Source organism: Flavobacterium cerinum (assembly GCF_024496085.1).
In the GTDB taxonomy this organism is placed as follows: Bacteria; Bacteroidota; Bacteroidia; order Flavobacteriales; family Flavobacteriaceae; genus Flavobacterium; species Flavobacterium cerinum_A.
This window is the reverse complement of record NZ_CP101751.1, coordinates 2,753,753-2,778,147: the sequence shown is the minus strand read 5'-3', so window position 1 is coordinate 2,778,147 and position 24,395 is coordinate 2,753,753. Positions and strand designations below refer to the sequence as shown.

Annotated in this window: 26 protein-coding genes; 12 read left to right on the top strand and 14 right to left on the bottom strand. The window is 35.7% G+C overall.

What is annotated here, in order from left to right:
* The first annotated feature begins 2 nt into the window (after nucleotides 1-2).
* From NOX80_RS12415 to NOX80_RS12380, 8 genes are all read left to right on the top strand, one after another.
* Nucleotides 3-644, top strand: a complete 642-nt coding sequence (locus NOX80_RS12415; RefSeq protein ID WP_256550111.1) for a DUF4159 domain-containing protein — start codon at nucleotides 3-5, stop codon at nucleotides 642-644.
* Between the two features lies 1 nt (nucleotide 645).
* Nucleotides 646-1,152: a TrmH family RNA methyltransferase gene (locus tag NOX80_RS12410; protein ID WP_256550110.1), complete on the top strand. Its 507-nt coding sequence runs from the start codon at nucleotides 646-648 to the stop codon at nucleotides 1,150-1,152.
* Nucleotides 1,153-1,282: 130 nt separating this feature from the next.
* A complete protein-coding gene (locus NOX80_RS12405) occupies nucleotides 1,283-2,239 on the top strand; it encodes a zinc metalloprotease (RefSeq protein ID WP_256550109.1) in 957 nt (318 codons plus the stop codon).
* Nucleotides 2,240-2,316: 77 nt separating this feature from the next.
* Nucleotides 2,317-3,405 carry an AI-2E family transporter gene (locus NOX80_RS12400; protein WP_256550108.1) on the top strand — a complete coding sequence of 363 codons (1,089 nt, stop codon included), beginning with the start codon at nucleotides 2,317-2,319 and terminating at the stop codon, nucleotides 3,403-3,405.
* 2 nt (nucleotides 3,406-3,407) lie between these two features.
* Entirely contained in the window at nucleotides 3,408-4,583 is a 1,176-nt protein-coding gene (locus NOX80_RS12395) for a class I SAM-dependent methyltransferase (RefSeq protein ID WP_256550107.1), read from the top strand.
* 8 nt (nucleotides 4,584-4,591) lie between these two features.
* Nucleotides 4,592-5,167 (top strand): hypothetical protein, encoded by a 576-nt coding sequence (locus NOX80_RS12390; RefSeq protein WP_256550106.1) that lies wholly within the window; start codon nucleotides 4,592-4,594, stop codon nucleotides 5,165-5,167.
* 160 nt (nucleotides 5,168-5,327) lie between these two features.
* A complete protein-coding gene (locus NOX80_RS12385; protein ID WP_256550105.1) occupies nucleotides 5,328-5,861 on the top strand; it encodes a hypothetical protein in 534 nt (177 codons plus the stop codon).
* 158 nt (nucleotides 5,862-6,019) lie between these two features.
* Nucleotides 6,020-6,445: a hypothetical protein gene (locus tag NOX80_RS12380; RefSeq protein ID WP_256550104.1), complete on the top strand. Its 426-nt coding sequence runs from the start codon at nucleotides 6,020-6,022 to the stop codon at nucleotides 6,443-6,445.
* A 96-nt stretch (nucleotides 6,446-6,541) separates the two neighbouring features.
* Here NOX80_RS12380 and NOX80_RS12375 read toward each other — a convergent pair whose 3' ends face one another.
* From NOX80_RS12375 to NOX80_RS12355, 5 genes are all read right to left on the bottom strand, one after another.
* Nucleotides 6,542-7,774: a hypothetical protein gene (locus NOX80_RS12375; protein ID WP_256550103.1), complete on the bottom strand. Its 1,233-nt coding sequence runs from the start codon at nucleotides 7,772-7,774 to the stop codon at nucleotides 6,542-6,544.
* A 77-nt stretch (nucleotides 7,775-7,851) separates the two neighbouring features.
* A complete protein-coding gene (locus NOX80_RS12370) occupies nucleotides 7,852-8,253 on the bottom strand; it encodes an SMI1/KNR4 family protein (protein WP_256550101.1) in 402 nt (133 codons plus the stop codon).
* Nucleotides 8,254-8,403: 150 nt separating this feature from the next.
* Complete coding sequence (locus NOX80_RS12365) at nucleotides 8,404-9,333, bottom strand: alpha/beta hydrolase (RefSeq protein ID WP_256550100.1); 930 nt, start codon at nucleotides 9,331-9,333, stop codon at nucleotides 8,404-8,406.
* 19 nt (nucleotides 9,334-9,352) lie between these two features.
* A complete protein-coding gene (locus tag NOX80_RS12360) occupies nucleotides 9,353-10,276 on the bottom strand; it encodes an alpha/beta hydrolase (RefSeq protein WP_256550099.1) in 924 nt (307 codons plus the stop codon).
* 211 nt (nucleotides 10,277-10,487) lie between these two features.
* Nucleotides 10,488-11,354, bottom strand: coding sequence for a helix-turn-helix domain-containing protein (locus NOX80_RS12355; RefSeq protein WP_256550098.1), 867 nt, complete (start codon nucleotides 11,352-11,354; stop codon nucleotides 10,488-10,490).
* Nucleotides 11,355-11,559: 205 nt separating this feature from the next.
* Here NOX80_RS12355 and NOX80_RS12350 point away from each other — a divergent pair, with 205 nt between their 5' ends.
* From NOX80_RS12350 to NOX80_RS12340, 3 genes are all read left to right on the top strand, one after another.
* Entirely contained in the window at nucleotides 11,560-12,252 is a 693-nt protein-coding gene (locus NOX80_RS12350; RefSeq protein ID WP_256550096.1) for a helix-turn-helix transcriptional regulator, read from the top strand.
* Nucleotides 12,253-12,328: 76 nt separating this feature from the next.
* Nucleotides 12,329-12,721 (top strand): RidA family protein, encoded by a 393-nt coding sequence (locus NOX80_RS12345; RefSeq protein WP_256550095.1) that lies wholly within the window; start codon nucleotides 12,329-12,331, stop codon nucleotides 12,719-12,721.
* A gap of 2 nt (nucleotides 12,722-12,723) precedes the next feature.
* Nucleotides 12,724-13,296 carry a YdeI/OmpD-associated family protein gene (locus tag NOX80_RS12340; RefSeq protein ID WP_256550094.1) on the top strand — a complete coding sequence of 191 codons (573 nt, stop codon included), beginning with the start codon at nucleotides 12,724-12,726 and terminating at the stop codon, nucleotides 13,294-13,296.
* Nucleotides 13,297-13,438: 142 nt separating this feature from the next.
* On the opposite strand, the gene NOX80_RS12335 is transcribed toward NOX80_RS12340, so the two are convergent.
* From NOX80_RS12335 to NOX80_RS12315, 5 genes are all read right to left on the bottom strand, one after another.
* Nucleotides 13,439-13,630: a cold-shock protein gene (locus tag NOX80_RS12335; protein ID WP_256550093.1), complete on the bottom strand. Its 192-nt coding sequence runs from the start codon at nucleotides 13,628-13,630 to the stop codon at nucleotides 13,439-13,441.
* An 18-nt stretch (nucleotides 13,631-13,648) separates the two neighbouring features.
* Nucleotides 13,649-14,086, bottom strand: a complete 438-nt coding sequence (locus NOX80_RS12330) for a cold-shock protein (RefSeq protein WP_256550092.1) — start codon at nucleotides 14,084-14,086, stop codon at nucleotides 13,649-13,651.
* A 438-nt stretch (nucleotides 14,087-14,524) separates the two neighbouring features.
* On the bottom strand, nucleotides 14,525-15,145 hold the full coding sequence (locus NOX80_RS12325; RefSeq protein WP_256550091.1) for a hypothetical protein: 621 nt from the start codon (nucleotides 15,143-15,145) through the stop codon (nucleotides 14,525-14,527).
* 12 nt (nucleotides 15,146-15,157) lie between these two features.
* A complete protein-coding gene (locus tag NOX80_RS12320) occupies nucleotides 15,158-15,754 on the bottom strand; it encodes a hypothetical protein (RefSeq protein WP_256550090.1) in 597 nt (198 codons plus the stop codon).
* Between the two features lie 157 nt (nucleotides 15,755-15,911).
* Nucleotides 15,912-16,130 carry a class I lanthipeptide gene (locus NOX80_RS12315; protein WP_256550089.1) on the bottom strand — a complete coding sequence of 73 codons (219 nt, stop codon included), beginning with the start codon at nucleotides 16,128-16,130 and terminating at the stop codon, nucleotides 15,912-15,914.
* A gap of 326 nt (nucleotides 16,131-16,456) precedes the next feature.
* Here NOX80_RS12315 and NOX80_RS12310 point away from each other — a divergent pair, with 326 nt between their 5' ends.
* Nucleotides 16,457-17,176: a hypothetical protein gene (locus NOX80_RS12310; protein WP_256550088.1), complete on the top strand. Its 720-nt coding sequence runs from the start codon at nucleotides 16,457-16,459 to the stop codon at nucleotides 17,174-17,176.
* Nucleotides 17,177-17,246: 70 nt separating this feature from the next.
* Here the strand turns inward: NOX80_RS12310 and NOX80_RS12305 are convergent, their stop codons facing one another.
* The 4 genes from NOX80_RS12305 to NOX80_RS12290 all read right to left on the bottom strand — a co-directional run bounded on the left by NOX80_RS12305 (nucleotide 17,247) and on the right by NOX80_RS12290 (nucleotide 24,086).
* The gene (locus NOX80_RS12305) at nucleotides 17,247-17,891 is read right to left on the bottom strand and encodes a leucine-rich repeat protein (RefSeq protein ID WP_256550087.1); all 645 of its coding nucleotides are present in this window, start codon (nucleotides 17,889-17,891) and stop codon (nucleotides 17,247-17,249) included.
* A 12-nt stretch (nucleotides 17,892-17,903) separates the two neighbouring features.
* A complete protein-coding gene (locus NOX80_RS12300; protein ID WP_256550086.1) occupies nucleotides 17,904-19,985 on the bottom strand; it encodes a leucine-rich repeat protein in 2,082 nt (693 codons plus the stop codon).
* 31 nt (nucleotides 19,986-20,016) lie between these two features.
* Nucleotides 20,017-21,864: a leucine-rich repeat protein gene (locus tag NOX80_RS12295; RefSeq protein ID WP_256550085.1), complete on the bottom strand. Its 1,848-nt coding sequence runs from the start codon at nucleotides 21,862-21,864 to the stop codon at nucleotides 20,017-20,019.
* A gap of 74 nt (nucleotides 21,865-21,938) precedes the next feature.
* Nucleotides 21,939-24,086, bottom strand: a complete 2,148-nt coding sequence (locus NOX80_RS12290; protein WP_256550084.1) for a leucine-rich repeat domain-containing protein — start codon at nucleotides 24,084-24,086, stop codon at nucleotides 21,939-21,941.
* Nucleotides 24,087-24,395 lie beyond the last annotated feature (309 nt).

The window sequence follows — 24,395 nt, the reverse complement described above, 5'->3', positions numbered from 1 at the left end:
GTATGAAAAAATTACTTTTCCTTTTAAGTATCGGATTTACATCATTGACCTTTTCGCAGGAAATAGCCGTTTTAAAATACAGCGGCGGCGGTGACTGGTATGGCAATCCTACTTCCCTACCCAACCTGGCAAAATTCTGCAACCAGAATATCAATACTAAAATTAATCCGAAAACAGCCGTAGTTGAAGCCGGCAGTGCCGATTTGTTCTCGTATGCTTTTATTCATATGACCGGTCACGGAAATGTTGTTTTCAGCGAGAATGATGTGACGAATCTTAGAAATTACCTGACTTCCGGCGGTTTCCTTCATATTGACGACAACTATGGTATGGATCAATACATTCGCAGGGAACTGAAACGTATTTTCCCGAATAACAGTTTAACCGAAATTCCGAATAATCACGCTATTTATCAGCAACCTTTTAAATTTCCGAACGGTTTACCCAAAATTCACGAACACGACAACAAACGTCCGCAGGCATTTGGCATTTTTATCGACAATCGTTTGGTTTGTCTTTATACCTACGAAACCGATTTAGGAGATGGTTGGGAAGATCAGGAAGTACATAACGATCCGTTGGAAGTCCGTCAAAAAGCACTGAAAATGGGAGCGAATATTGTCAATTACGTTTTCAAAAATTAAGATGCAGGAACAACTCACCCACGAAAACACCGCCTTTCAGCAAAAAACCTTTCCTATCACTGTTGTATGTGATTCCATTTATTTTCAGTCCAATATCGGATCCATTTTCCGAATCAGTGAAGCACTTGGTGTAGAAAAAATCATTCTTACCGGTGATCAACTGGTATTTTCTCCGCGTAAAATCAACAAGACTTCCCGTAGCACGCATACCATGGTTCCTTATGAAATCATTGAGAATGCCGAAGACGCCGTTTCCTATTTAAAAGACAATAATTACCAAATTATTGTATTGGAAATCACAGATAAAAGCATCCCGCTGAAAGCACTTCAAATAACACCTGATAGTAAAATTGCACTTGTAATCGGTAATGAAATTTACGGTGTTGGCTCAACCTTTTTAAATCACGCCAACCAAACCGTTCATATTGAGCTATTTGGAAAAAACAGTAGCATTAACGTCGCTCAGGCAACCGGCATTGCACTTTACGAATTAACCAACAAACTGTAAATTAATCACATTTTTATATAATTTTTTAAATTTTAATCATTTTTTTATCATAATCTTTTTATAATATATTTTTTTGTTATATTATTGTATGATATTTAACCAAATCTCATAACTATTTAACAATTTTATTATGAAAAAACTATTATTATCAGCAGCAATGCTGTTATTCCTGGTTTCGTGTGACAAGGATGAGACAACAACAAACGACACAGCTAGCGGTTCCCGGTTAACCGAAAGAGGCTGTGCTTCGCATCAGGTTTTAGAAGAACAATTGCGAAACGATCCGAAACTAGCCATCAAAATGAATGAAATTGAAAGCTTTACACAACGTGCAATTCTTCAGAACAAGTTGGTAAACGGAAAAATTCAGATTCCGGTAGTCGTAAATGTATTATATCGTACTACAGCTGAAAACATTTCGTTAGCACAAATCCAGTCACAAATTGATGTTTTAAACAAAGATTTTAATGCTACCAATAGTGATTTCGGATCAGTTCCGGCTTTATTTGCAGGTGTTAAAGCCAATGTAGGTATTTCATTTGTATTGGATGTTGTCAATCGTAAATCGACTACAAAAACATCATGGGGAACTAACGATGCGATGAAAAAAACGGCACAGGGCGGAATTGCTCCTACAACCCCTACTACAAAACTTAACCTTTGGGTATGTACTATCGGTGGTGGTATTTTAGGATATGCACAATTCCCGGGCGGTGCTTCTGCAACTGACGGTGTTGTAATTGACTCCAAATATTTAGGAACAACCGGAACGGCTACCGCTCCGTTTAACAAAGGAAGAACTGCTACTCACGAAGTTGGTCACTGGATGAACCTAAGACATATTTGGGGAGATGCAACTTGCGGAAATGACTTAGTAGCTGATACGCCTACACATAATGCGCCAAATTACGGTGTTCCGGCTTATCCGCATTACAGTACTTGTTCCGGAACTCCGGTAGAAATGACTATGAATTATATGGATTATGTAGATGATGCTGCTATGTATATGTTCTCAAACGGGCAAAAATCAAGAATGTTGGCTGCTTTTGCTTCCGGCGGACCGCGAAATTCATTTGCTCAACCGTAATACACCATTTAAAAATACAGAAACTCGCTTTAATAGCGAGTTTTTTTTTATCTTAGTTTTCCTAATAATGAACCGCTATGAATGCTAAAGAAATTTCCAACGGGATTGTAAGTGCCGTGATAAAACTTGCCCTGATTACATTGCTATTATTTTTTATCTATCAGGTACAATCGGTGCTTATTTATTTGTTGGTTGCTTTGATTATTAGCCTGATCGGAAGTCCGATTATGAACTTCCTTAAAAAGCGTTTAAAATTCAAACATACGTTAGCCGTTGTAACGACAATGATTATTTTTATTTTGATTGCAGCCGGCTTACTTATGATGTTTATTCCGTTATTGGTATCGCAAGGTCAAAACCTGTCCTTATTAAACACGACAACAATGGAACGGGATTTTAATAACCTTATTTTCCAGATTAATTCCTATCTGAATGATCATAATATCGATGCCGGAAAGTTAATGGAAAACTCCAACTGGACTTCCAAAATCAATTTTGATATTATTCCGAATTTCCTGAATTCACTTGTTGGAACACTTAGCAGCTTTGGCGTCGGGATTGCTTCCGTTTTCTTTATTACTTTCTTTTTCCTAAAGGATCAGGATCTTTTTATTACACTCTCTAAAAAAATCCTACCGGATCAGCATGAAGACAAGATTTTATCATCTGTAGAAAAAATCAACGAATTACTATCGCGTTATTTTATCGGATTGCTACTTCAATTGTTTATTGTATTTGTTTTATATCTGATTGTATTATTGATTTTGGGAATAGAAAACGCTTTTGTAATCGCTTTTCTATGTGCCGTATTAAATATCATTCCGTATATCGGTCCGCTAATCGGGACTTTATTGGCCATTACGCTAACCTTATTAAGTAATCTGGGAACCGATTTCAGAACGGAAATGCTTCCAACCGCTATTTATGTTCTGATCGGATTTATGGTGGTACAGTTGATTGACAACAATATCAGTCAGCCCATCATCTTTTCAAACAGTATTAAGTCACATCCACTGGAAATCTTCCTGGTAATTCTTATTTTTGGGCTACTTTTCGGTGTTTTCGGAATGATAGTAGCCGTTCCGCTCTATACTGTTTTAAAAGTAGTAGGAAAAGAATTTTTTCCTGAAAATCAGATTATTAAAATTTTAACCAAAAACATTTAGTTTTGATTACAGCACTGCTAAAACCTGAAATACAGGATTTTATCAACCAGAATTATCATACCGATCTAAAAAAACTGGCCTTAACCCGGAATCCGTTTCCGGAAATAAGCTGGCCGGATTTGTTAAATCAGTTGCAGGCAAAAAACAAGGCTAAAGATAAATTACCGACCTGGTTTAAAACCGAAAATATCCTATATCCGCAGAAAATCTCGATCGAGCAAACCTCATCCGAGCAAACGGCCGCTTACAAGGCTACTTTAATAACCGGTAAATCCCTGATAGACCTTACTGGTGGTTTTGGTATTGACGATTATTACTTTGCTCAGCATTTTGATCGGGTTACCCATTGCGAAATCAATCCGGAATTATCTGCTTTAGTGGCGCACAATTATAGTGTATTAAATAGCAACAATATTGAGTGCCGACAAGGTGACAGTCACGATACGTTACGCAATTCGGATACAAAATGGGATTGGATTTATATCGATCCTTCCCGTCGAAACGATGCAAAAGGCAAAGTTTTTATGCTTCGGGATTGTTTGCCGAATGTTCCCGATTCCCTTGATTTTTATTTTCAATATACCGATAATATTCTGATCAAAACCGCTCCTTTACTGGATATTAAAGCCGGATTATCGGAATTGCGTTTTGTAGCCAAAATTCATGTTGTAGCGTTGGAAAATGAAGTAAAAGAATTGTTATGGGAAATTCGGAAAGGACATTCCGGCCCGATAACCATCAATGCCGTTGCGCTTACCAAAGAAGGAGAAATTCATTTTAGCACTTCAGATGATGCGGATTCGACCGTTCGTTTTTCGGCTCCGAAAAACTATTTGTATGAGCCCAACAGTGCGATCTTAAAAACAGGCGCTTTTGATGCGGTTAGTGCTGTTTATAAAGTCGGTAAACTGCATTCGCATTCCCATCTGTATACGTCTGATACTGTAGTTGATTTTCCCGGCAGACGCTTTAAAATTGAAAGCATACTCCCGTATCAAAAAAGTGAAATCAAAGCCCATATCGAAGGAAAGCAATTGAATGTTACCACCCGTAATTTTCCTTTATCTGTGGAAGAACTCCGCAAAAAATGGAAAATAAAAGACGGCGGAACAACCTATTGTTTTTTTACCACCGATATTAACAATGAAAAAATTATAGTAATTTGCAGCAAAATCTAATGTTGACCATGAAAAAAATTTTTCTAAGCCTATTCTTTTTATTCAGCCTATACTCCTATTCACAGACAATCAAATGTGAATATGACTACAATGAAAAAACCGATTCGACCTTAATCAAAAAAACTCCGGATTACCTGATTCATGAAAATGTATTCGGAACGACCTCATCTTTTATATTCTTTTCCCTGGTAAATTCCGACGGTACTCCTTATCTGAATTTACAAATACTTAAAAAAAGTAAAGACTTTATAAAAGCTACTTGTTTTAATGCTAATTCCAGAATATTTGTACAACTTTCCAACGGTAAAATTGTTACATTAATCAATAGTTCTGATACCAATTGTAGTAATCTGACCTATAATTCGGCCGAAAGAGATAATATTTCCATTGTAAACAATTATTTCCTGTTTTCTAAAGATGGATATGAAGATTTGAAAAAATATCCGATTAGTCTTATTCGGGTTAAGTTTGCTTCTGAAACCATCGATTATGTGATGCATAAAGAACTTCGATCGGATACTTTTAAAGAAATGGTCTACAATCCTGAAGATTATTTTATGAATTATCTGAAATGTGTAGAATAAAAAAAGCCGGTAGCTAAATAAACTACCGGCTTTTTTATTGGTTTAAGCTATGTCTAAGCAGTCTTAAAAGATTTGTATAAATTAATACCCGTTTTGTATAAAAGCGTAAAATTTATTTCGGGGATCGGATTTCTTTGTAGCCCAAAAAAACAGGAATCGGATGAAAAAAGAAAAGATAATACTCAGTCTGTTAGTAAGCTTAATAATTTTAGGTTGTTCTCATTTGAATGAATTCGGTTCCCGTCGAAACATTATGAGCATTGATAAAATCAGTCCCAATAAAAATGACGAAGCGTATACAATTATAGATACAACCCGCTTATATCTTTTGGTGTCAATTGAAAATACGATGGATCAGAATGTGAATGAAAACACTCAGGAGCGGATCAAAAGTTCTCCTACCTATCTTAAATTTTACGGGAAAGGAAGAGTCGGAAAATTTACCAACGTTAATCTAAATGATAGCGAAACTCTTAATCCTAAAAAAGCAGAAAGTTATTTGTATCAGTATAAAAACAATAAATTTATTGTTCAAACCTATTTTAAAAACCCGCAATGCGGTGAATGCTTTGTAAAGAAAACACTTTCTAAAACAGGCAACCATCAAATCGTTCTTAAATCCGGAGAATACACCTATACTTATACAGCGGTACAAATTCCGGCAAGCTATTTAAAATACAAACCCGACTGGTAAATTCAGTCATCATTTTAGCGGAATTCACTGATTCAAATGGTTTAAACTTGCACAAAATCACATTTTTAAATTTTTTGTTTTTTAAAAATTACTTTACTTTGCGAGCTTTCAAAAATGACAGTACTTTTTATTAAACCATTATTTATTCTAAACAAACTATGAATCGTTATTTATTAGCTTTTTTATTGTGCATAATTACCTCTTTTGCATTTAGTCAGAATATCAAATTAAAAAAAGGTAAAATACTGATAGAGGGTAAAGAATTTTTATCCTGTGAGAAAGGTGGCGCTTTTGGTGCCGTTGCCTATGAATTATCCGAACTAAACACGAATAAAAGAATCATCACACTGGTTCAAAATGACGGTGGTACTCATATGGAGATCTCTGATGATTATACTCAGATTAAATTTTTAACCAAAGGAGAACGAGCGGAAATCCGTGGCGGAAACATTTATAATGCGATCAAATTATTACTTAAAAACGGTGTTTTAACACCGGAAGGTACATTAGATGAAAGTCAGATCGATCTTTTTATCAAAAATTATGACGAAAAAATATCTGAAAACACAACTATTCTCAGATAATACGAAATCCCAAAATAATAAAAAAAACCTGGTTGCTAAATGACGACCAGGTTTTTTTTATACTTATTACTTTTTATTTAAATAACTCCGGAATAATTACCATTTCCAAATTTGAGGCTCCTCTTTCCAAATTAAAAGTCGGAACTCTTCATAGTGATTACCGTCTCCGATGGTATGACTGTCTCTATGTCCTTTTCCTAAAATCAGTTTATGTAACATACCGCTATACGATCCTACCCATAAAGTCTTCTCATCATCAGAGATTGTCATACCGCTTATTGTAGAACCCAAAAAATGTTGCCAGATTTTATTTCCTTCTTTATCAATTGCTTTGATATAACCATTGGCGTCACCAAGTATATAATACTGATCCGTTGCTAAACCTGCATAAATCCGCATGTTATTATTGATGATCGTGTAATCATCACTCTTTTTATACGGTTCAATCTTAGCTCCGTTCAATTTATCAGAAGCAACACCAATAGTAACTCCATTGTAGAAATAACAGGCATTGGTTATCAGCTGACTATCATCTTTGGAGAACAAACAAAAATGAGGATAGGACGATTGCGGACCGATACTTCCTAAAAAGTTACCTTCAGCATCTAAAACGCGATGATCATACCCTTGGTCTCCTACAACAATATAAGTATTATCATTAGATAAGGTTGCATTTTCCATACTTATACTAGGCGACCAATCTTCATCATCTTCATCTTCCTTTACGGGATGAATCAGTTTTTCCTCATTTTTAGAAATCAAATAAATCCCTTCTTCCGTTACCATTAAAACTTTATTCCCGTCATTAAACGGAATTAAATAAGTAATTCCATATATGGGCTTTTCATTCAGGATAAATTCATTTATAACTTCCCCTTCCCAACCGTTAAACGTTGTAATTTTATTGTCTATAGCAATTGCAAAAATGTTATTTTGTTTTGATTTTCCAATCGCATCTATCTTCTCATCCAGCTCTAATACTTGATCATTATTTAAAAGATAAGCCTGTCTTTTCTCATAGGAAGCCCCTCTTAGGAAAACAATTTTTTGATCATCAATAAAATGCAATTGTTCAATATCCTGTCCCTTTTTATCCAGATAGGAAATAATAGGCGAATGTGACGGCGGGAACTGTTCTCTAAAACGTTCAACATCATTTGCTAGATTCGCTTGCTTTAACTTACTAATTACCTCTTCCGCTAAATGATGCCTTTTATCTTCCGGTTCTCCCCCTTTCCAATTTTCCCAACCGTTTGTTTCACCAAAAGCAACCATTTCATTGATTTCTTTAGCATATTGTTCTCCTTTAGAATTCCATTCTTCTTGCATGTCAGTTCTGTTTTTATTAAAAAATTTATATACCTTATTTAAAATCGGTCAAAGGTTGAATTAACCTTAAACGTTTTTTAGTTATCGTTCAATTCTTCAATGGTTTCCGCAATCTTTTCTATTATTCCGTTTTCATGTGTCCATAGAAATATTTCGCTTCCCAATATTTTTCTATCTTGTAATGAAGGTAAAAACAGTAAGAAATCGCCACATCCGTTAGACGCAATTGCAATGCCTTCCGTTGGAAAATGCTCCGATGCTTTTACATTATCGTTTTCCAGAACAATATGATTACAGGTTCGGCTTATTCTTTTCGGATCGGATTGATCAAAAAACGGAAAGAGTTGCCAGTCGTCTTCCTCCGTTACAATTTCTCCTCCGTTTTCTTCTATCATTTTAAACCGGAAACATTCCGGAAATTCAATTCCAAGCTCGTCTTCTGCTGCTATAATGTATTTTTCTTCAACCGGAAAGGCCATATAATTGTATTTGTTCTACAAAACGTTTTTACGATATCCGCTTAAGCTATCTGATCAATACGTTTTATTGTTAACCAACTCAAAAATATTCTTTTTTGGGAAGTAATGTATACCATCAAACTAAAAATTGCTTCTTTATTTTGAAAGCAATTATCCTAAATTTTCTTTAAAGAAAGGAACAGCGCTTTCCAATGCTTGTCTCACCGGTTCAGGCTGATCGTATAGATCATAATGTGAATAACCTTTAACAACTAAAAGTTCTTTTTTATCAGAAGCTGCACGACGAACAATTTCGTATCCGTCTCTAAAAGCTCCGAAACCACCCGGTTTATCACCAATAACGACCAGAATAGGTTGTGTTAATAGCGTTTCTGCAAGATAGAAAGCATCCCACCCTATACCTATACTCATACGCGAGTAAACAGCACTGGTTGCTCCGCCTACAGTTTGTCCTCTTGAAGTCTTGTAATAATCCGTTGCTTCGAGAATATCGATATCTTCAATTCCGGCTGCTTTTCCGGCTGCAACCGATTCCGGTAGCATATTAATAGTTAATAAATCGCCTCCTTTTGCCTCAGCACTACGTTGAGCCGCAATCTGATTCAAGACTTCCATCGGACTTCCGCCGGCAAAACCATCGCGTAACAAACGACCAAAGTTGACGCCCGTAATCGAAACCACTGCTTTAATACGGCGTTCCGTCATCGCAATATTTAACGAATAAGCACCGCCACCGCATACGCCTAAAATTCCGATTTTATCCGCATCTACATAGGTTAGTGTTTCCAGATAATCAATGGCATAACGCACATCATCTGTACGTTGGTACGGGTTTTCAATATATCGTGGTGTACCGCCGCTTTCACCCTGAAAAGAGGCATCAAAAGCTAAAACTACAAAACCGGATTCAGCTAATGCTTTACCATAAATAGTACCTGCCGTTTGTTCTTTACAGCTTCCGATCGGGTGCATGGTAATAATAGTCGGATATTTTTTATTTTGATCAAAATCGGTCGGAAAATAGATAATTCCGGCATTATCCCAGGCAATGTTTCTAAATGTTATTTTTTGTGTATTCATTTTTTCTGTTTTTTTGAGTTTAGGCTAATTTTTTTGTGAAGAAAGACGCTAATTGCCCCACAGCTTCGTTTACATAATTTTCTCTGTCATACAAAGACATATGATTAGCGCCTTCTACCACGTATTTTGTTTTATCTGTTGCTACTGCACGATTGATCAAATCATCACTCATCCAGGCACTACCCGCTACACTTCCCACAATAGCCAATAAAGGTTGTGTAAAGAAGACTTCGGCTTTATTATAAGCATCATACGTAATTATTTGTGTCAGGTTTCGCAAAGGCATCAAGCCCGGTGCCGTAGGATATTGACAACGATCTGTATGGTAATATTCCCATGCTTCCCGCAGTTCTTCGTTTGGTGCATCTTCTTCTTTTAATGGAGCCAATGGCATCATAGGGTTATCTCCTATAGCTGCTGCCGTTCTTGCATTTGCTCCGGCTATCAGATAAGGAAGCGCATCTGCATCTTTTACATTATTATCCCATCCGTTACGAAACATCGAACCGATATTTACCGCACTTACCATTCCTACAGCCTTAATACGATGATCATTAATAGCTGCATTAGCCGTATAACCGGCACCGGCACAGATTCCCATTGCTCCGATGTTATCCTGATCAATATAAGGTAGCGTAGTAAGGTAGTCCACTACGGCACTGATATCTTCCGTACGGATATAAGGATTTTCCAACTGACGTAGTTCTCCTGTGCTTTCTCCCTGATAAGACGCGTCATAAGCGATAGTCACAAAGCCATTATCGGCCAGTTTTTTAGCATACAATCCGGATGTTTGTTCTTTAACACCACCACCCGGATGCGACACGACTACCGAAGGGTATTTTTTACTTTGATCAAATCCATCAGGAAAATGAATTACAGCTGCCATAATAATGCCCTGACCGTTTCCGTTTTTAATACTGATTTTTTCTTGAGTTGCCATACTTATTTACTTTTTAAAGGTTGTATCATTATTGATAGGTCAAAATTAGTTCACATAAGAGCCTGGAAACGGATACGGATTACTCAATTACAGATACAGATTACGGTTTTTCAAAATGGCTGGTCAGAACTTTTACCCCAATAAAAAAAGCAACCCAAAGAGTTGCTTTATAATCGTATGAAAGACTGCTGTTTTATTCTATTCTTATGTCTTATTGGTTTCTATATACTTTTGGAGAAAGTCCTGTTTTTTTTCGGAAAAAGCGTGCAAAATAATTGGGATAATCAAAGCCGAGGCTATACGAGATTTCACTTACTGAAAGCGTTGTGCTCTTTAGCTTGTCTTTCGCCAGCGTTACAATATAATCCTGTATATGATCTAAAGGTGACTTACCGGTAAAATGCTTGATCAAGTCACCAAAATAATTCGGAGACAAATTACTTTTTTGCGCAAAATAAGCTACCGAAGGTAATCCCGGAATATTTTTATTTTCTTGAAAATAGGTTGCCAGATTGGTATCAAATTCGGCAATTACCTTATGATAAATAGTACTTCTTGTATCAAATTGTCTATCGTAAAAATTCTTTACGTAAGTCAATATCAGATTAACATAGGAAATAATAACCGCTACGGAATACTGTTCTTTCTTAAACTCATGTTCCGCTTTTCTAAACAAATCCCATAAAATAATCTCTTCTTCTTTAGTCAGAAAAAGTGCTTCGTGGTTGTTATAATGTACAAAGTTATATTCTTTAGCGTATTTGTCCAGGTATTTGGCACTAACCATGATTGCATAACCGGTTAACGGCGGCGTGATTTCCCACTGCAACGAATTTTGCGGGCAATCCACATATAAATACGATGAATCCGCTTGATCATCTAATAACGGAAACGGAGCCAGTTTTGTATCCATCGGCGGCTTTATAGCTAAAAGATAAAAATCAATCGTGACAGGATCTGAGGCCAATCGTATATGATCTTCCTCCTCAAAGTTTATAACATGCAGCGCATCGTTTTTTAATTTTCCGCAGTTAAGATGCCGGCTAAATTCTTTTATATCCAATATTTTTGTCTTCATTTCATGTGTCAATCAGTACTATACAAAAGTAAACAATTAGAAAAACCGATACGGATACGAATTACTCAATTACAGATACATTTTACTTTTTCCCCCTTAAAAACTATTGATCATAAATAAAAAAACGGATACATTCTGTAAATTTGAAAGGTAAGTCGAAGTTGATTCTACACCAATATTTCTTTTTTCCGCAAAATCATTAAAAATGAACGAAAACGATACGAAGCGTCTTTCCCGGTTAACTGCAATTCTAACACAATTACAGACTAAAAGATTATTGACGGCTTCAGGTCTTGCCGACAAGTTTAATGTGAGCATCAGAACCATTTACAGAGACATCAGAGCCTTGGAAAATGCCGGTGTTCCGATCTTGACAGAAGAAGGAAAGGGTTATACCTTAATGGAAGGTTATAAAATTCCGCCGGTGATGTTTACGGAAAGTCAGGCTAATGCATTGATTCTTGCCGAACAATTGGTTTTAAAAAATAAAGATGCTTCCTTTATAAAAGATTACATTGAAGCCGTTGATAAGATAAAAGCCGTTTTAAGGCAATCGGAAAAAGACAAAGTAAACTTACTTGCCGACCGTACTCGTTTTGAGCAAAACAATAACCGGGAACGAAACAGTAATAGTATTTCCCGGATCCAACAAGCCCTAACCGGATTTAATCTGATCAAAATAGAATATAGCAACGAACAAAACAAAATTTCTGTCAGAATGATTGAACCTTTTGCTTTAATAAGTACCAACGAAAACTGGTTGCTTATTGCCTGGTGCCGATTACGTAAAGAGTTCCGTTATTTTCGTTTGGACAGAATCCTGAAATTCGACGTTCTTGCCGAGAATTTTGAGCCGCATAAAATGACGTTACAGGATTATTTTGATAAATATTATTAATTGCTGAAACCCCTGACATAAGGCTGTCACAACCTCATTTTAACTTTGTACTATTAATTAAAATTATAGTCAAAAAATGGAAAAACAGATTTTCAATCCTTGGGAATGGGGTAAAAACACCAACTCAGCACAAGCTGTTGAAGTAAAAAATGTAACGGGAACACTTTATTGTTCCGGACAAGTTGCTATAGCTAATGACGGTGTGCCGAGCACTGCCGATATGCGCTCGCAATTACTACAAACCATTCAGAATCTTGAACATCTGATAAACGAAGCCGGTTATGAATGCGAGAATATTGTACGATTAAATGTTTATACGACATCAACTCAGGAATTTTTTACGACTTGTATGGATGTTTATATTCCCTTTATTCAAAAATACAATATTCAACAAGCCACTACTCTTCTTGGTGTTAAAGAACTTTTTGCTACTTTAACGATCGAATTAGAAGCAACAGTTGTAAAGTAACGATGAACGAAACAATAGTATTTTATCCGGCAAGCCTTTCAGAATGGAGAAAATGGTTAATTACAAACCATCTTTCAGAACAATCTGTATGGCTTGTTTTTCATACTAAATTATCCGGCAAGCCTACTATTACCTGGAGTGAGGCTGTTGATGAAGCGCTTTGTTTCGGTTGGATTGATAGCAAGAAAATCAAGATTGATGATGCAACTTCCCATCAGTTTTTCAGTAAGCGAAAGCCGAAAAGTACCTGGTCAAAAATCAACAAAGAAAAAGTACAGCGTCTTATTGCCGATCAATTAATGACAGAAGCAGGTTATAAAAGTATTGAAATCGCCAAACAGAATGGTTCGTGGATTATTTTAGATGCTGTTGAAGCTTTGATCATTCCGGAAGATTTAGAAAGTGCTTTCAGTGAACATCCCGGTTCAAAGGCTTATTTTTTAAGTCTGAGTAAAACGATAAAGAAAATGATGTTACAATGGATTGTGTTTGCCAAGCGACCGGAAACCCGTCAAAAACGAATCAAAGAAATAGCCGTGCTTGCCGAACAAAAGAAAAAGCCAAAATCGTTTTAAGGTCCGGCTTTATAAAAACGGATAAAAAGTATGTCAATTCTGATCTTTCAAAAAAGCAAGATTTGGATTTTTAGTAGAATACCGGAATAAAAAAAGGCGTGTATAAAACTTATACACACCTTTTTACAAACAGAACAGGCATTTATTTTCTTTTGACGTTAACAGCCATAAGTCCTTTCTTACCTTTTTCTACGTCAAAAATAACTTTGTCATTTTCTTTAATATTATCTAATAATCCAGTACTGTGGACGAAAATATCTGTATTATTACTGTCTTGTAAAATAAATCCAAATCCTTTGGATTCATTAAAAAATTTTACGGTGCCTTCTTGCATCTTTTTTAATTTAATTTGTTATTGTACTACTTTTTTTATATCGGTTGCCTGATATCCTTTTGGTGTTTGTTCTTTTTTATAATTGACCAAGTCATTTTTCTTAACTGGTTCGCTTAATTGTCCATAATGAAAAAAGATATTTTCAGTACTTTCATTTTCGGTGATAAACCCATATCCTTTCTCGCTCATATAAGATACAACACCTGTAAAATCTGTTGTCAGCATATCAGCCTGCGCTTTTTTAGCTCGTTTTGCATTTGCGATATCTTCTTCTCTATTTTGAAGATGCGGAGGTAACGAAGTGAAATTTCCATTGACATCAACATAAATGATCATATCATCAAGGTCTTTCCCTTTATTGTTATGTGTTTTTCGTTCTTCTCTACGCGATATTTTATCTTGTTGTTTTTTTTGTTTCTTTTTGTTGTTCTCTTTTTTTGAAAACGAATCTGCCATATTGATCGGGTTCTTTTAAATTTTACGGGGAATAGAATAGTTTTTTTGGGGAATATTACAAATCCGCTTGAATGTCTAAAATTGGTTTACAATCACCTCAACAGAAGCTCTTTCGTAAGTAACAAACAACTCCCTTATTGCTCTTCTATAGTTTTGAAATTCATAAAGCCAACAAAAATATTCATCCTTAAATAAATTTAAGATAAATAAATGGCATCTGACAAAACAAAACTGAGAGAGAAAAAAAGAATGTTTTAAACTATTCCAGAGAAGACAACAGTAACCTGTTATATAATTATCCGTTGTAAATGTAGCCAAAAATAATTGATTATCAATGAAATATATTTTTTAATTCAAAATAAAAAGTTTTTTGAATTAATATTGCAACACAAATGACCTCCGGAGTTTATTATTTATCCGGTATTTTAAAATGAACGGTTAACTATTTCCTATCGTTTGCGTAAAAACTATGGTGCCGTTTTCCGCTTTTTTTCGAGAAATATTATATAAATCACTATCCTCAAAATAAGGAATGATTTTCTCTTTTATAAACACCGGCAATTTCATGTATTTTTCCAGATCTTCGGTACGGGTTTGGCTTAAAACTTCGTATTCTGTATGCTCTTCTAAATCGTTTGACTCGGCTATTTTTTTTGCTTCCTCTTTATAGTTTTCATATTCTTCTTCAGAAATAAAAAAAACAATTCCCGGATAAGTAAATGGAATTCCTGAATCCGATTGCACCCTTGTATTTTTAATTTCAGGTTCCACTATTTTTACTTGCCCGGCCCATTGGTAATGTTTATGATAAAGTAATGCGATGTACAGCTCTTTTGCAGTTTGTATTGTACGACAGTCACAATAAGGTGGCCAGGATTTGTCAATATTTTCTATTTTGGGTAAAAAATAAATTTCTGCATAAAGATTTAACGACAGTTTAAAAATGTCTTTTACTTTGTCCTGTCCGAAATCTTTTGCATCATGGTACAAATCATCCTCTTCGTACTGACTGTCAAAATAATATAATGAATAATTGAATTCTCTTCTGTAAAGCTGCATGTTGTAATACGTTTAATTTTCTATAACAACTATATTTCCTTTTTCATCCCTTTTTCTCATTAAAAGAAACAGTTCTTCATCCGATAAATATGGAGAGTTAATAATCTGCGTTTTTAAAAACACGGGCAATTTGTATTCTTTTTCTAAATTCGCTATAAAGTTTTTATATCGGTTATCTTTTATATGAGGATCCGAAACCGACATTTTTTCTTTTTCGTTTTCATATAATTCAAAGTCGGCTTTCGAAATAAAGAAAACAACAACATCGCGCATATTTTCTATATCGGCAACATCAAAACACTTCGCTATAAATTCTTTGTTTATTTTTTTTGTTTCTCCCTTCCATTTATCTGAAGGTGTAACAACATATACCGATTCTAAAAGCAGAAGCTTTCGTATTCCTTGAATGGTAGTTTCATCATAGTCAACGAAATCGAAGGGCCATTTTTCATCAATTCCATCTATCTCAGGAATAAATCTGACATAGATACCCAATCTTGTATTCATAATAACCTCGAAAATACCGGTAACAAGATCTTCAGGATATAGTTCCTTATCGATTTCTTCTAAGAAACTGATTTCAAAATCATACTTTGGTGATACGTGCATCTTCTATTTTTTTATAACATCAATAAAGTAAATATACTATAAGTTCTCTTATAGAACTGTTCTTTTTACATTTTAAACGCTACAAAAAAAATCACCCTGTTCGTTTTAAACCGACAGGGTGTTCTATTATGTTACAAAGACTAAATAACCTTTATTCTTATGGCTCTAAAGGAGGACAATCTTTGGTTAATAACGGTATTTCACAACCGAGTGCCCGGGTAAGTTCCGGCGGTCCCATCGGATCAACGCAGATCATTACCGATTGTGTATAAGTAAACGGCATGGCCGGACCAACGCCTCCACCACCTTTAATAGCGCCTTTTTCGCTATCCGTTAACACAGAAATTACTTTCTTTTTAAGGTTAAGCTTCTTCATTATAATTATTTTAGGGTTATACTGTTTTTATAATTTTAAAAATAACCAATTAACTAATAACTGCTTACCCTTATTTAGGGTATTTTGCCCTATTTTATATTTTTTAAATTCATAAAACAAGGCACTATTCGATATAATTACTAATTTATTTATTGTCCTATGATTGGAGTAAAACGATGAAGGAATTACCAAACTAAATTTTTAGAATGGTTTGGATTTATTTTGTGCTATTTCTTGTTTTTTAAATAATTTTCTTACATTTATAATCAAATACCTATTTGAAAATAGCAGTTAAACCAAATATGTTGGTAAAACCAAAACGCCAAATGAAAAAAGCAGCCGTATTACTTTTACTTCTTCAAATATTCTTATCCTGTAAGGGACAAGAAAGCAAAAATACCGAAACAGCATACACGCTGAAACAAGAATACGGACTTAAAGGTTCCGTAAAAAAAGGAACCACTTATATCTATTATAAAGGAGAAGACGATAAAATACCCATAAAAAATGACAAGTACATCGGTAAAGTTACGATGACGTTTGATAACGCAGGTGATCCCATTTCAATAAATAAGTTATGGATTCTCGGTAGTTTAGGCAAATCCGAGTTTTCCGATCATTATACCGGCAAAGGAAGAGCGTTATCCTACAAAGAAACAGTCCGTTTATATGACGGTGAATTCAAGGAAAATAACTACAAGTTTATTTGGTCAGACGATTATAATTACAGTATTCTCAATCTAAAAGACAGCACTAGTTCCAATTTTACTTTAGATAAAAATTACCGGATACTCAAATGCGTTTTAAAAAATAAAGATGTTATCGACTTAACCGAAGAAACAGAAACGATCTACAAAAACGATAAGATACTAGAAATTAAAACCAAGGCGACTGAAAACACGGATGGTAAAACGGTTGTGTCTTACCGCATACAAGTCGTTCAGGAATATGATAACAATGGAAATCCAACTGTTATTTATACGTATGCCGATATTGGTAAACAAAAAATAGAACATGTTCTTTACAAGGAATACACCTACTATTAACGGTTAGAAAATTTTCAGGTACACTATAATTTTCTAATTTGAAAGCACTATATATTGTCTCCGTTGGTTTTTAATTCCTTTCTTTAAAATTGTTGTTTCCGACATCTCTCAGTGCGGGCGCCTCGAAAACGGTTAATGCGGGACAAGATTGGAAATTGTCCCATCCGATAGCAATCAGTACAGGAGCCTCAAAACGCGTTAGCGCATTACAAATAGTAAAATTATGGTCTTCGATAGCAATCAGCGAAGGAGCCACAAAGTCCTTTAAAACGGGACATTCGTAGAAATTACCCTCGCTTATAGAAATCAGCGCAGGAGCCTTGAAATCCGTTAGCATACAATATCTGAAATTACTATTACCTATAGTAGTTAACCGGGGAAACTCAAATGCAGTTAATGTTTCACAAACGATAAAATTCAGGTCTCCGATTGTAGTCAGTTTGGGAGCCTCGAAATCGGTTAGTGCAATACATTCTATAAAATTGTTGTTTCCGATTGCCGTCAGTACTGGAGCTTTGAACTCGGTTAGTGCAGTACATTTTATAAAATTTACGTTTCCGATGGTCGTTACTCCGGGCGCGACAACTTTAACAAGCTCCGGTTGATTTTGAATAACTGAATCTTCAATTTTTGTTACTGATTCCGGTAAATAAAGAATCCCCTCATTTATATCGTCAGAATCAATACGTAGTAATGTATTATGCTGTATTTCCATGATGATCCTTTTTTATTTTTCCGTTAAAATTTTAAATTCTAAATCTGCAACAGCATCTTTCAGCGTTTCGCTATAGCCAAAAAAGCCTTCTTTTTCAACTAAAATTGTTGTTGTCAATTCAGGGATACCATCGTTGTAACTTTTCAAAACAGAACCGCTATATATTATCATCCCTTCCGAATTTCTGGAATTTTCAATATTGATTAATACTCCATCAACAGCTTTTACGATGTATTCATACTTTCCGAATCGTACACTGGTTAATGCGTCACATTTACGAAAGTTATACCATTTGACAGAAGTCAGTGCCGGTGCTTCAAAACGAGTTAACGCCTGACATCCGTTGAAATTATTACTTCCGGTAAAAATCAGGGCCGGAGCCGTAAAATCGGTTAGGGCATGACATTCTTTAAAATTATCGTCTTCAATAGATCTCAGCATCGGAGCCTCGAAGTTTGTAAGTGTATAACATTCATAAAAATTTTCTCTTCCGAGAGATTTCAGCACCGGAGCCGTAAAATGGGTTAGTGCATGACATTCTTTAAAATTATACCACTCCATGATAGTTAGCGCCGGAGCCTCAAAGCGGATTAAACCACATTTGTTGAAATTACAGTCAGCGATAGAAGTCAATACGGGCGCCTCGAAGCTGGTTAGTGCTTTACAGAATGTAAAATTGTAGTTTTTAATAGTCGTCAACACCGGAGCCACAAATCCGTTTAATGCTTCACAAAACCTAAAATTGTGTTTTCCCATCGAAGTCAACACAGTAGCATCGAAATGGGTTAACGCCCTACAGCAATAGAAATTTTCGTTTCTAATAGTCGTTAACACAGGAGCTACAAAATCGGTTAGCACTTCACAAAATCTAAAATTGCCGTTTCGCATAGCCGTCAGCACCGGAGCCTCATAACGGGTTAACGTATAACAACGGGCAAAATTTTCACTTCCCATGGTTGTTAGTACCGGCGTTTCAAACTGGGTTAATGTTTCACATTCATAGAAATTGTCATTTCCGAAAGAAGTCAGTACCGAAGCATCGAAGCCGGTTAGCGCATGACATTGGTAGAAATTTTTATTTCCGACAGCAGTTAACACAGGTGCTTTAAAACGAGTTAACTGGTGACACTCGTAGAAATTTTTATTTCCGATAGTCGTCAGTTTCGGAGCTTCGAAATCGGTTAATATTTGACATTCGTGAAAATTTTTGCTTCCCATAGTAGTCATTATCGGAGCCGAAAAGGCAGTTAATGCGTGACATTCGTAGAAATTTTTACTACCGATAGCAACAAGCTCGTTTGTTTCAAAACCGGTTAATGCACATTCCCAAAAATTATCATTTTCCATATCATACAAGATAGGAGCCTTAAAGCTGTTTAGCGCGTTACAAAATCTAAAATTTTTGCTTTTGATATAGCGTAACACAGGCGTATCGAAATCGGTTAGCGCAGTACAAATTCCAAAATTATCATTCCCGAGATGTGTCAACATAGGGGCCACAAAGCGACTTAGTGCATCACAGCGATTGAAATTGTGGTCGCTGATAGAAGTCAATTTGGGTAGCTCTAAAACAGTTAACGACTCACATCGATCGAAATTCCCGCTCCATATACTACCTAGCCTTGGTGCTTTAAAGCATGTCAGTGCCTTACAAAATCTAAAATTGTGATCTCTCATAAAAGTCAACTCAGAAGTCTCAAAGGCAGTTAACGCAGTACATTTATAGAAATTTTTGCTTCCAACGTCTCTCAACACAGGAGTTGTCAGACGGGTTAATGCGCTACATTCGTAGAAATTTTTATCTCCTATATAATCCAGCACAGGAGCCTCCAAACCGGTTAGCGCATGACATTGGTAAAAATTTTTATTCCCGATATACTCCAACCTGGGCGCTTCGAAATGAGTTAGCGCGTAACATTGGTAGCAATTTTTGTTTCCGACAACCGTTAATCCGGGTGCTACAACTTTAACCAATTCCTTCTGATTTTTGATAACACCTTCAGCTATTTTAGTTACCGATTCCGGTAAATAAAGAACACCATCTTTTATATCGCCAGCATCAATACGCAGCAATGCATTATGTTGAATTTCCATAATAATTTTTCTAATAATAATTACAAAACCGTTATATTTTTAAACCGGTTAATTCACTACAATGAGTGAAATTGTCTTTTCCTATCGTTGTAAGCTCCGGGGCTTCTATGCTGGATAAATGATAACAATATCTGAAATTTTCGTTTCCGATAGTCGTCAGTGCCGGAGCCTTAAAACTTTCTATATCAGTGCATTCATAAAAATTTTCATTTCCGATAGTCGCCAGCACGGGAATCTCAAAGTCAGTTAGCTTAGGACAGTAGAAGAAATTGTTGGTTCCCATAGACTTAAGCATAACAGCTTCGAAACGGTTTATCCAACAGTTATAGAAGTTTTCATTACCAATAGCAATTAACAGGGGCGCTTCGAAACGGTTTAGCTCGCATGCGCGGAAATTTTTGTTTCCCATAATCGTCAGCAACGGAGCTTTAAAATGAAGTAACTTGTAACAACCTTTAAAATTGCCGTTTCCGATAGAAGTCAGCGCAGGGCTTTCAAATTCGACCAGCAAGTCACATCTGTAAAAATTCTTGTCCGCAATAGTAACCAACGCAGCAACATCAAAACAGGTTATCACGACACATCCGTAGAAATTTTCATTTCCGATATCTGTCAACAACGGAGCCTTAAATTCGACTAATGCCTCACATTCAAAGAAATTTTTGTCTCCGAAAGTAGTCAGCAAAGGAGCCGCAAAGTGTGTAAACCCGATACAAAATCGAAAATTGTCGTTACCGATATATTCCAACACCGGCGTTCCGATACCGGTTAGCACTTTACAATTTTCAAAATTGAAATCTCCGATAACAGTCAGCATCGGAGCATTAAAGTCGGTTAATGCATTACATTCGTAGAAATTGTTGTTTTTGATAGCCTTCAACGTCGGAACTTCGAAGTCGCTTAGCATATCACATTTATAGAAATTTCCATTCCCTATGGAAGCCAGTTGAGGTGCTTTGAAATGGGTTAATGTATTACATTCGTAATAATTTTGATCCCCGACAAAAGTCAATTGAGTCGCTTTAAAGGTTATTAATGCATTACATTCATAAAAATTTTTGTTCCCTATAAAAGTCAGCATCGGAGCTTCAAAACCGATTAACGCGCTACAAGCATGGAAATTTTTGTTTCCGATAGCAAGTAACGAAGGCGCATCAAAATCACTTAAAGCACACTCGTGAAAATTATGGTTATCGATAGTAATCAGTAAAGGAACTACAACGTGCGTTAATCCATTACAAAATCGAAAATTTTTGTTTTTAATAGTCGTCAGCACCGGAGCCTCGAAACGGGGTAGCCTTTTACATCCGTAAAAATTGGCGTTTCCTAAAGCAATCAGTACCGGAGCAATAAAACCGTTTAGCATTTCACATCGATCGAAATTGCCCTTTCCTATATTTTTTAGTCCGGGCGTTTCAAAATTCGTTAGTGCTTTACAAATTCCAAAATTGAAATCCCCGATCGCAATCAGATCAGGAGCTTTGAAATCGGTTAATGCATTACATCCGTAAAAATTTTTATTTCCGATAGAAGTCAACACAGGAGCTACAAAGCCGATTAATGCTTTACATCCGTAGAAATTTTTATTGCTGATTTTTTTTAGCATCGGAGCTTCGAAGTCCGTTAAGCTACTACATTGGTTAAAATTTTTATCCCCAATATTAGTCAACTTCGGAGCTTCAAAACGGGTAAGCGCTTTGCATTGATCGAAATTACCGCTTCCGATAGAAGTTAAACCGGGCGCAATAACGGTAATAAGACCGATCTGATTATTAATCGTCCAATCTGCTATTTTTCTTACCGATTCCGGCAAATAAAGAACACCTTCTTTTATATCGCTTGAATCGATACTTACTAATGTCTTTTTTTGTATCTCCATAATAATCTTTTCTAATGCTAATTACTCCTATTTAAGTTTTCGTTTGTTATACGGTATCTTCCGGATCGGTTCATTTATGTTTTTTTAGCTGCAATTTTAGATTCTAAATCTTCAATTGCCTTTTTTACTGTTTCTCCATGCGCAAAAGAGTCCTCTTTTTCCACTAAAAAGGTGTCTGTTACCTTAGGAACGCCTTCATAAATCTCATTAAAAATAAATCCGGTATGGATTTCTATTCCCGTTTCCGTTTTGGATTTTTCAATAATGAATAATAATTTATCAATCGATTTGACGGCATATTGATAGTTTCCGAATTGTACTTCCGTTAAGGTTTTACAATATTTGAAATTGCCGATTCCGATATCCGTCAGCATGGGAGCCGCAAAGCTTGTTAATGCGTAACATTTCAGGAAATTTCCATTTTCAATAAAAGTTAGTGCAGGCGCCTTGAAACGGGTTAGCATTTCACAATACATAAAATTGTTATTTCCGAAATCCCTCAGCATCGGTGCCACAAAATTGGTTAATGTGTAACATTCCGGGAAATTTCCATTCTCCATAGAAATAAGTCCGGGAGCCTCGAAATCTGTTAGCTCCTTACAATATATAAAATTGGAATCTCCGAAAGTAGCCAACACAGGAGCCTCGAAACGGGTTAACGCTATACAGGCATAGAAATTGCAATTTCTGATAGCTGTTAGCACAGGAGCCTCGAAGCTGGATAGCATCTTACAATGTGTAAAATTATAATTTCCCATAGCAATCAGCATCGGAACTTTTATAGTACTAAACGTGCATTGGTCAAAATTACTGTTTCCGATAGTCGTCAGCATTGGAGCCACAAAATCGGTTAAATATTCACAATAGAAATTACCTATTCCGATAGTAGTTAACGTAGAAGCGACGAAACGAGTTAAACTTTCACAATATTTGAAATTATAATTCCCAATAGACGTTAGTGTGGGAAATTCAAAACAGATAATTTTTTTACATCCGAAAAAATTTTTATTTCCAATAGTAATCAACACGGAAGCGTTAAAATGGGCTAACGCGATACATTCATTGAAATTATTATTCCCGATAGCAGTTAGCGCGAGACTCTCAAATCCGTTTAGTCTCTTGCACTTGTAAAAATTATGGTCTCCGATAGTTATCAAAGCGGAAGCCTCAAAACGAGTCAACCTTTTACATTCATAGAAGTTTTTGTTCCCGATAGCAATCAACATAGACGCTTCGAAATCGTTTAACACACATTCGTAAAAATTATGGTCCCCGATAGTAGTTAGTAAAGGCGCAACAAAGTGGGTTAATTCATGACAAAATCTAAAATTATTGTTTTCGATGGCTCTCAACTGCGGAGCTTCGAAGCGGATTAGCCTTTTACATTTGTAAAAATTGTCGCTTCCGATATATTCTAACCTTGGTATTCCGATATCGGTTAGTACGTTACAAATCCCAAAATTAAAGTCACCCATAGCAGTTAGCAACGGAGCCTCAAAAGCGGTTAATGTAGAACATTCATAGAAATTTTTGTTTTTGATAACCATCAGCATAGGCGCTTCGAAGCTGCTTAGTGCAGTACATTCGTTGAAGTTTTCATCTCCGATAGCCGTCAACTTAGGCGCTTTAAAGCTCGTTAACGCGTTACATTCGCAGCAATTCTTATCCCCGATAGTCGTCAACAGCGGAGCTTCAAAACCGATTAATGCATTACATTCGTAAAAATTTTTATTTCCGACAACAGTCAATCTCGGAGCATCGAAACGGATTAACGCATTACATTTATAGAAATTTTTGTTTCCGATTAAAGTCAACTCAGGAGCATCGAAACCGGTTAGCTCGATACATCCGTAAAAATTTTTATCACCGATAAAAGTCAACGCCGGTACTTCAAATTGAATTAACGCGTCGCACTCGTAGCAATTTTTGTTTCCGATTTTTTTTAACATCGGAGCTTCGAAATTCGTTAAGCTACTACATTGGTTAAAATTTTTATCACCTATATAGGTCAACATAGGAGCTTCAAAACGGGTTAATGCTTTACATCGATCGAAATTACCGTTTCCGATATGCACTAATCCGGGCGCAATAACAGTAACAAGACCGGTTTGATTTTTAATCGCCCGATCTCCTATTTTTTTTACCGATTCCGGTAAATAAAGCACGCCATCTTTTATATCGTCTGAATCGATATTGATCAAAGTCTTTTTTCGTATTTTCATAATAGCCCTTCTCTAATAAATAATTACCTCTGATATTTGGATAGAATCAACATCAAATGTTTCTGAATAGTCTCGAAACGATTTTATCTCACTACAGTTATAACGGAAACAATGCCAGTAATTAATGTGTAATCTTATCGATTAAACCGACTGTAATTTTACAACTATTTTAAGAAAATACGAACAAAAAACAAATCGGTTACAATCGTATCAAAATACATTGGTAAATATAATTAAAAATAAGAAAATTCTTAAAAAATAAAAATCAGATTCTTGAGAAAAAATATATTATAGATATAAACCTCAATT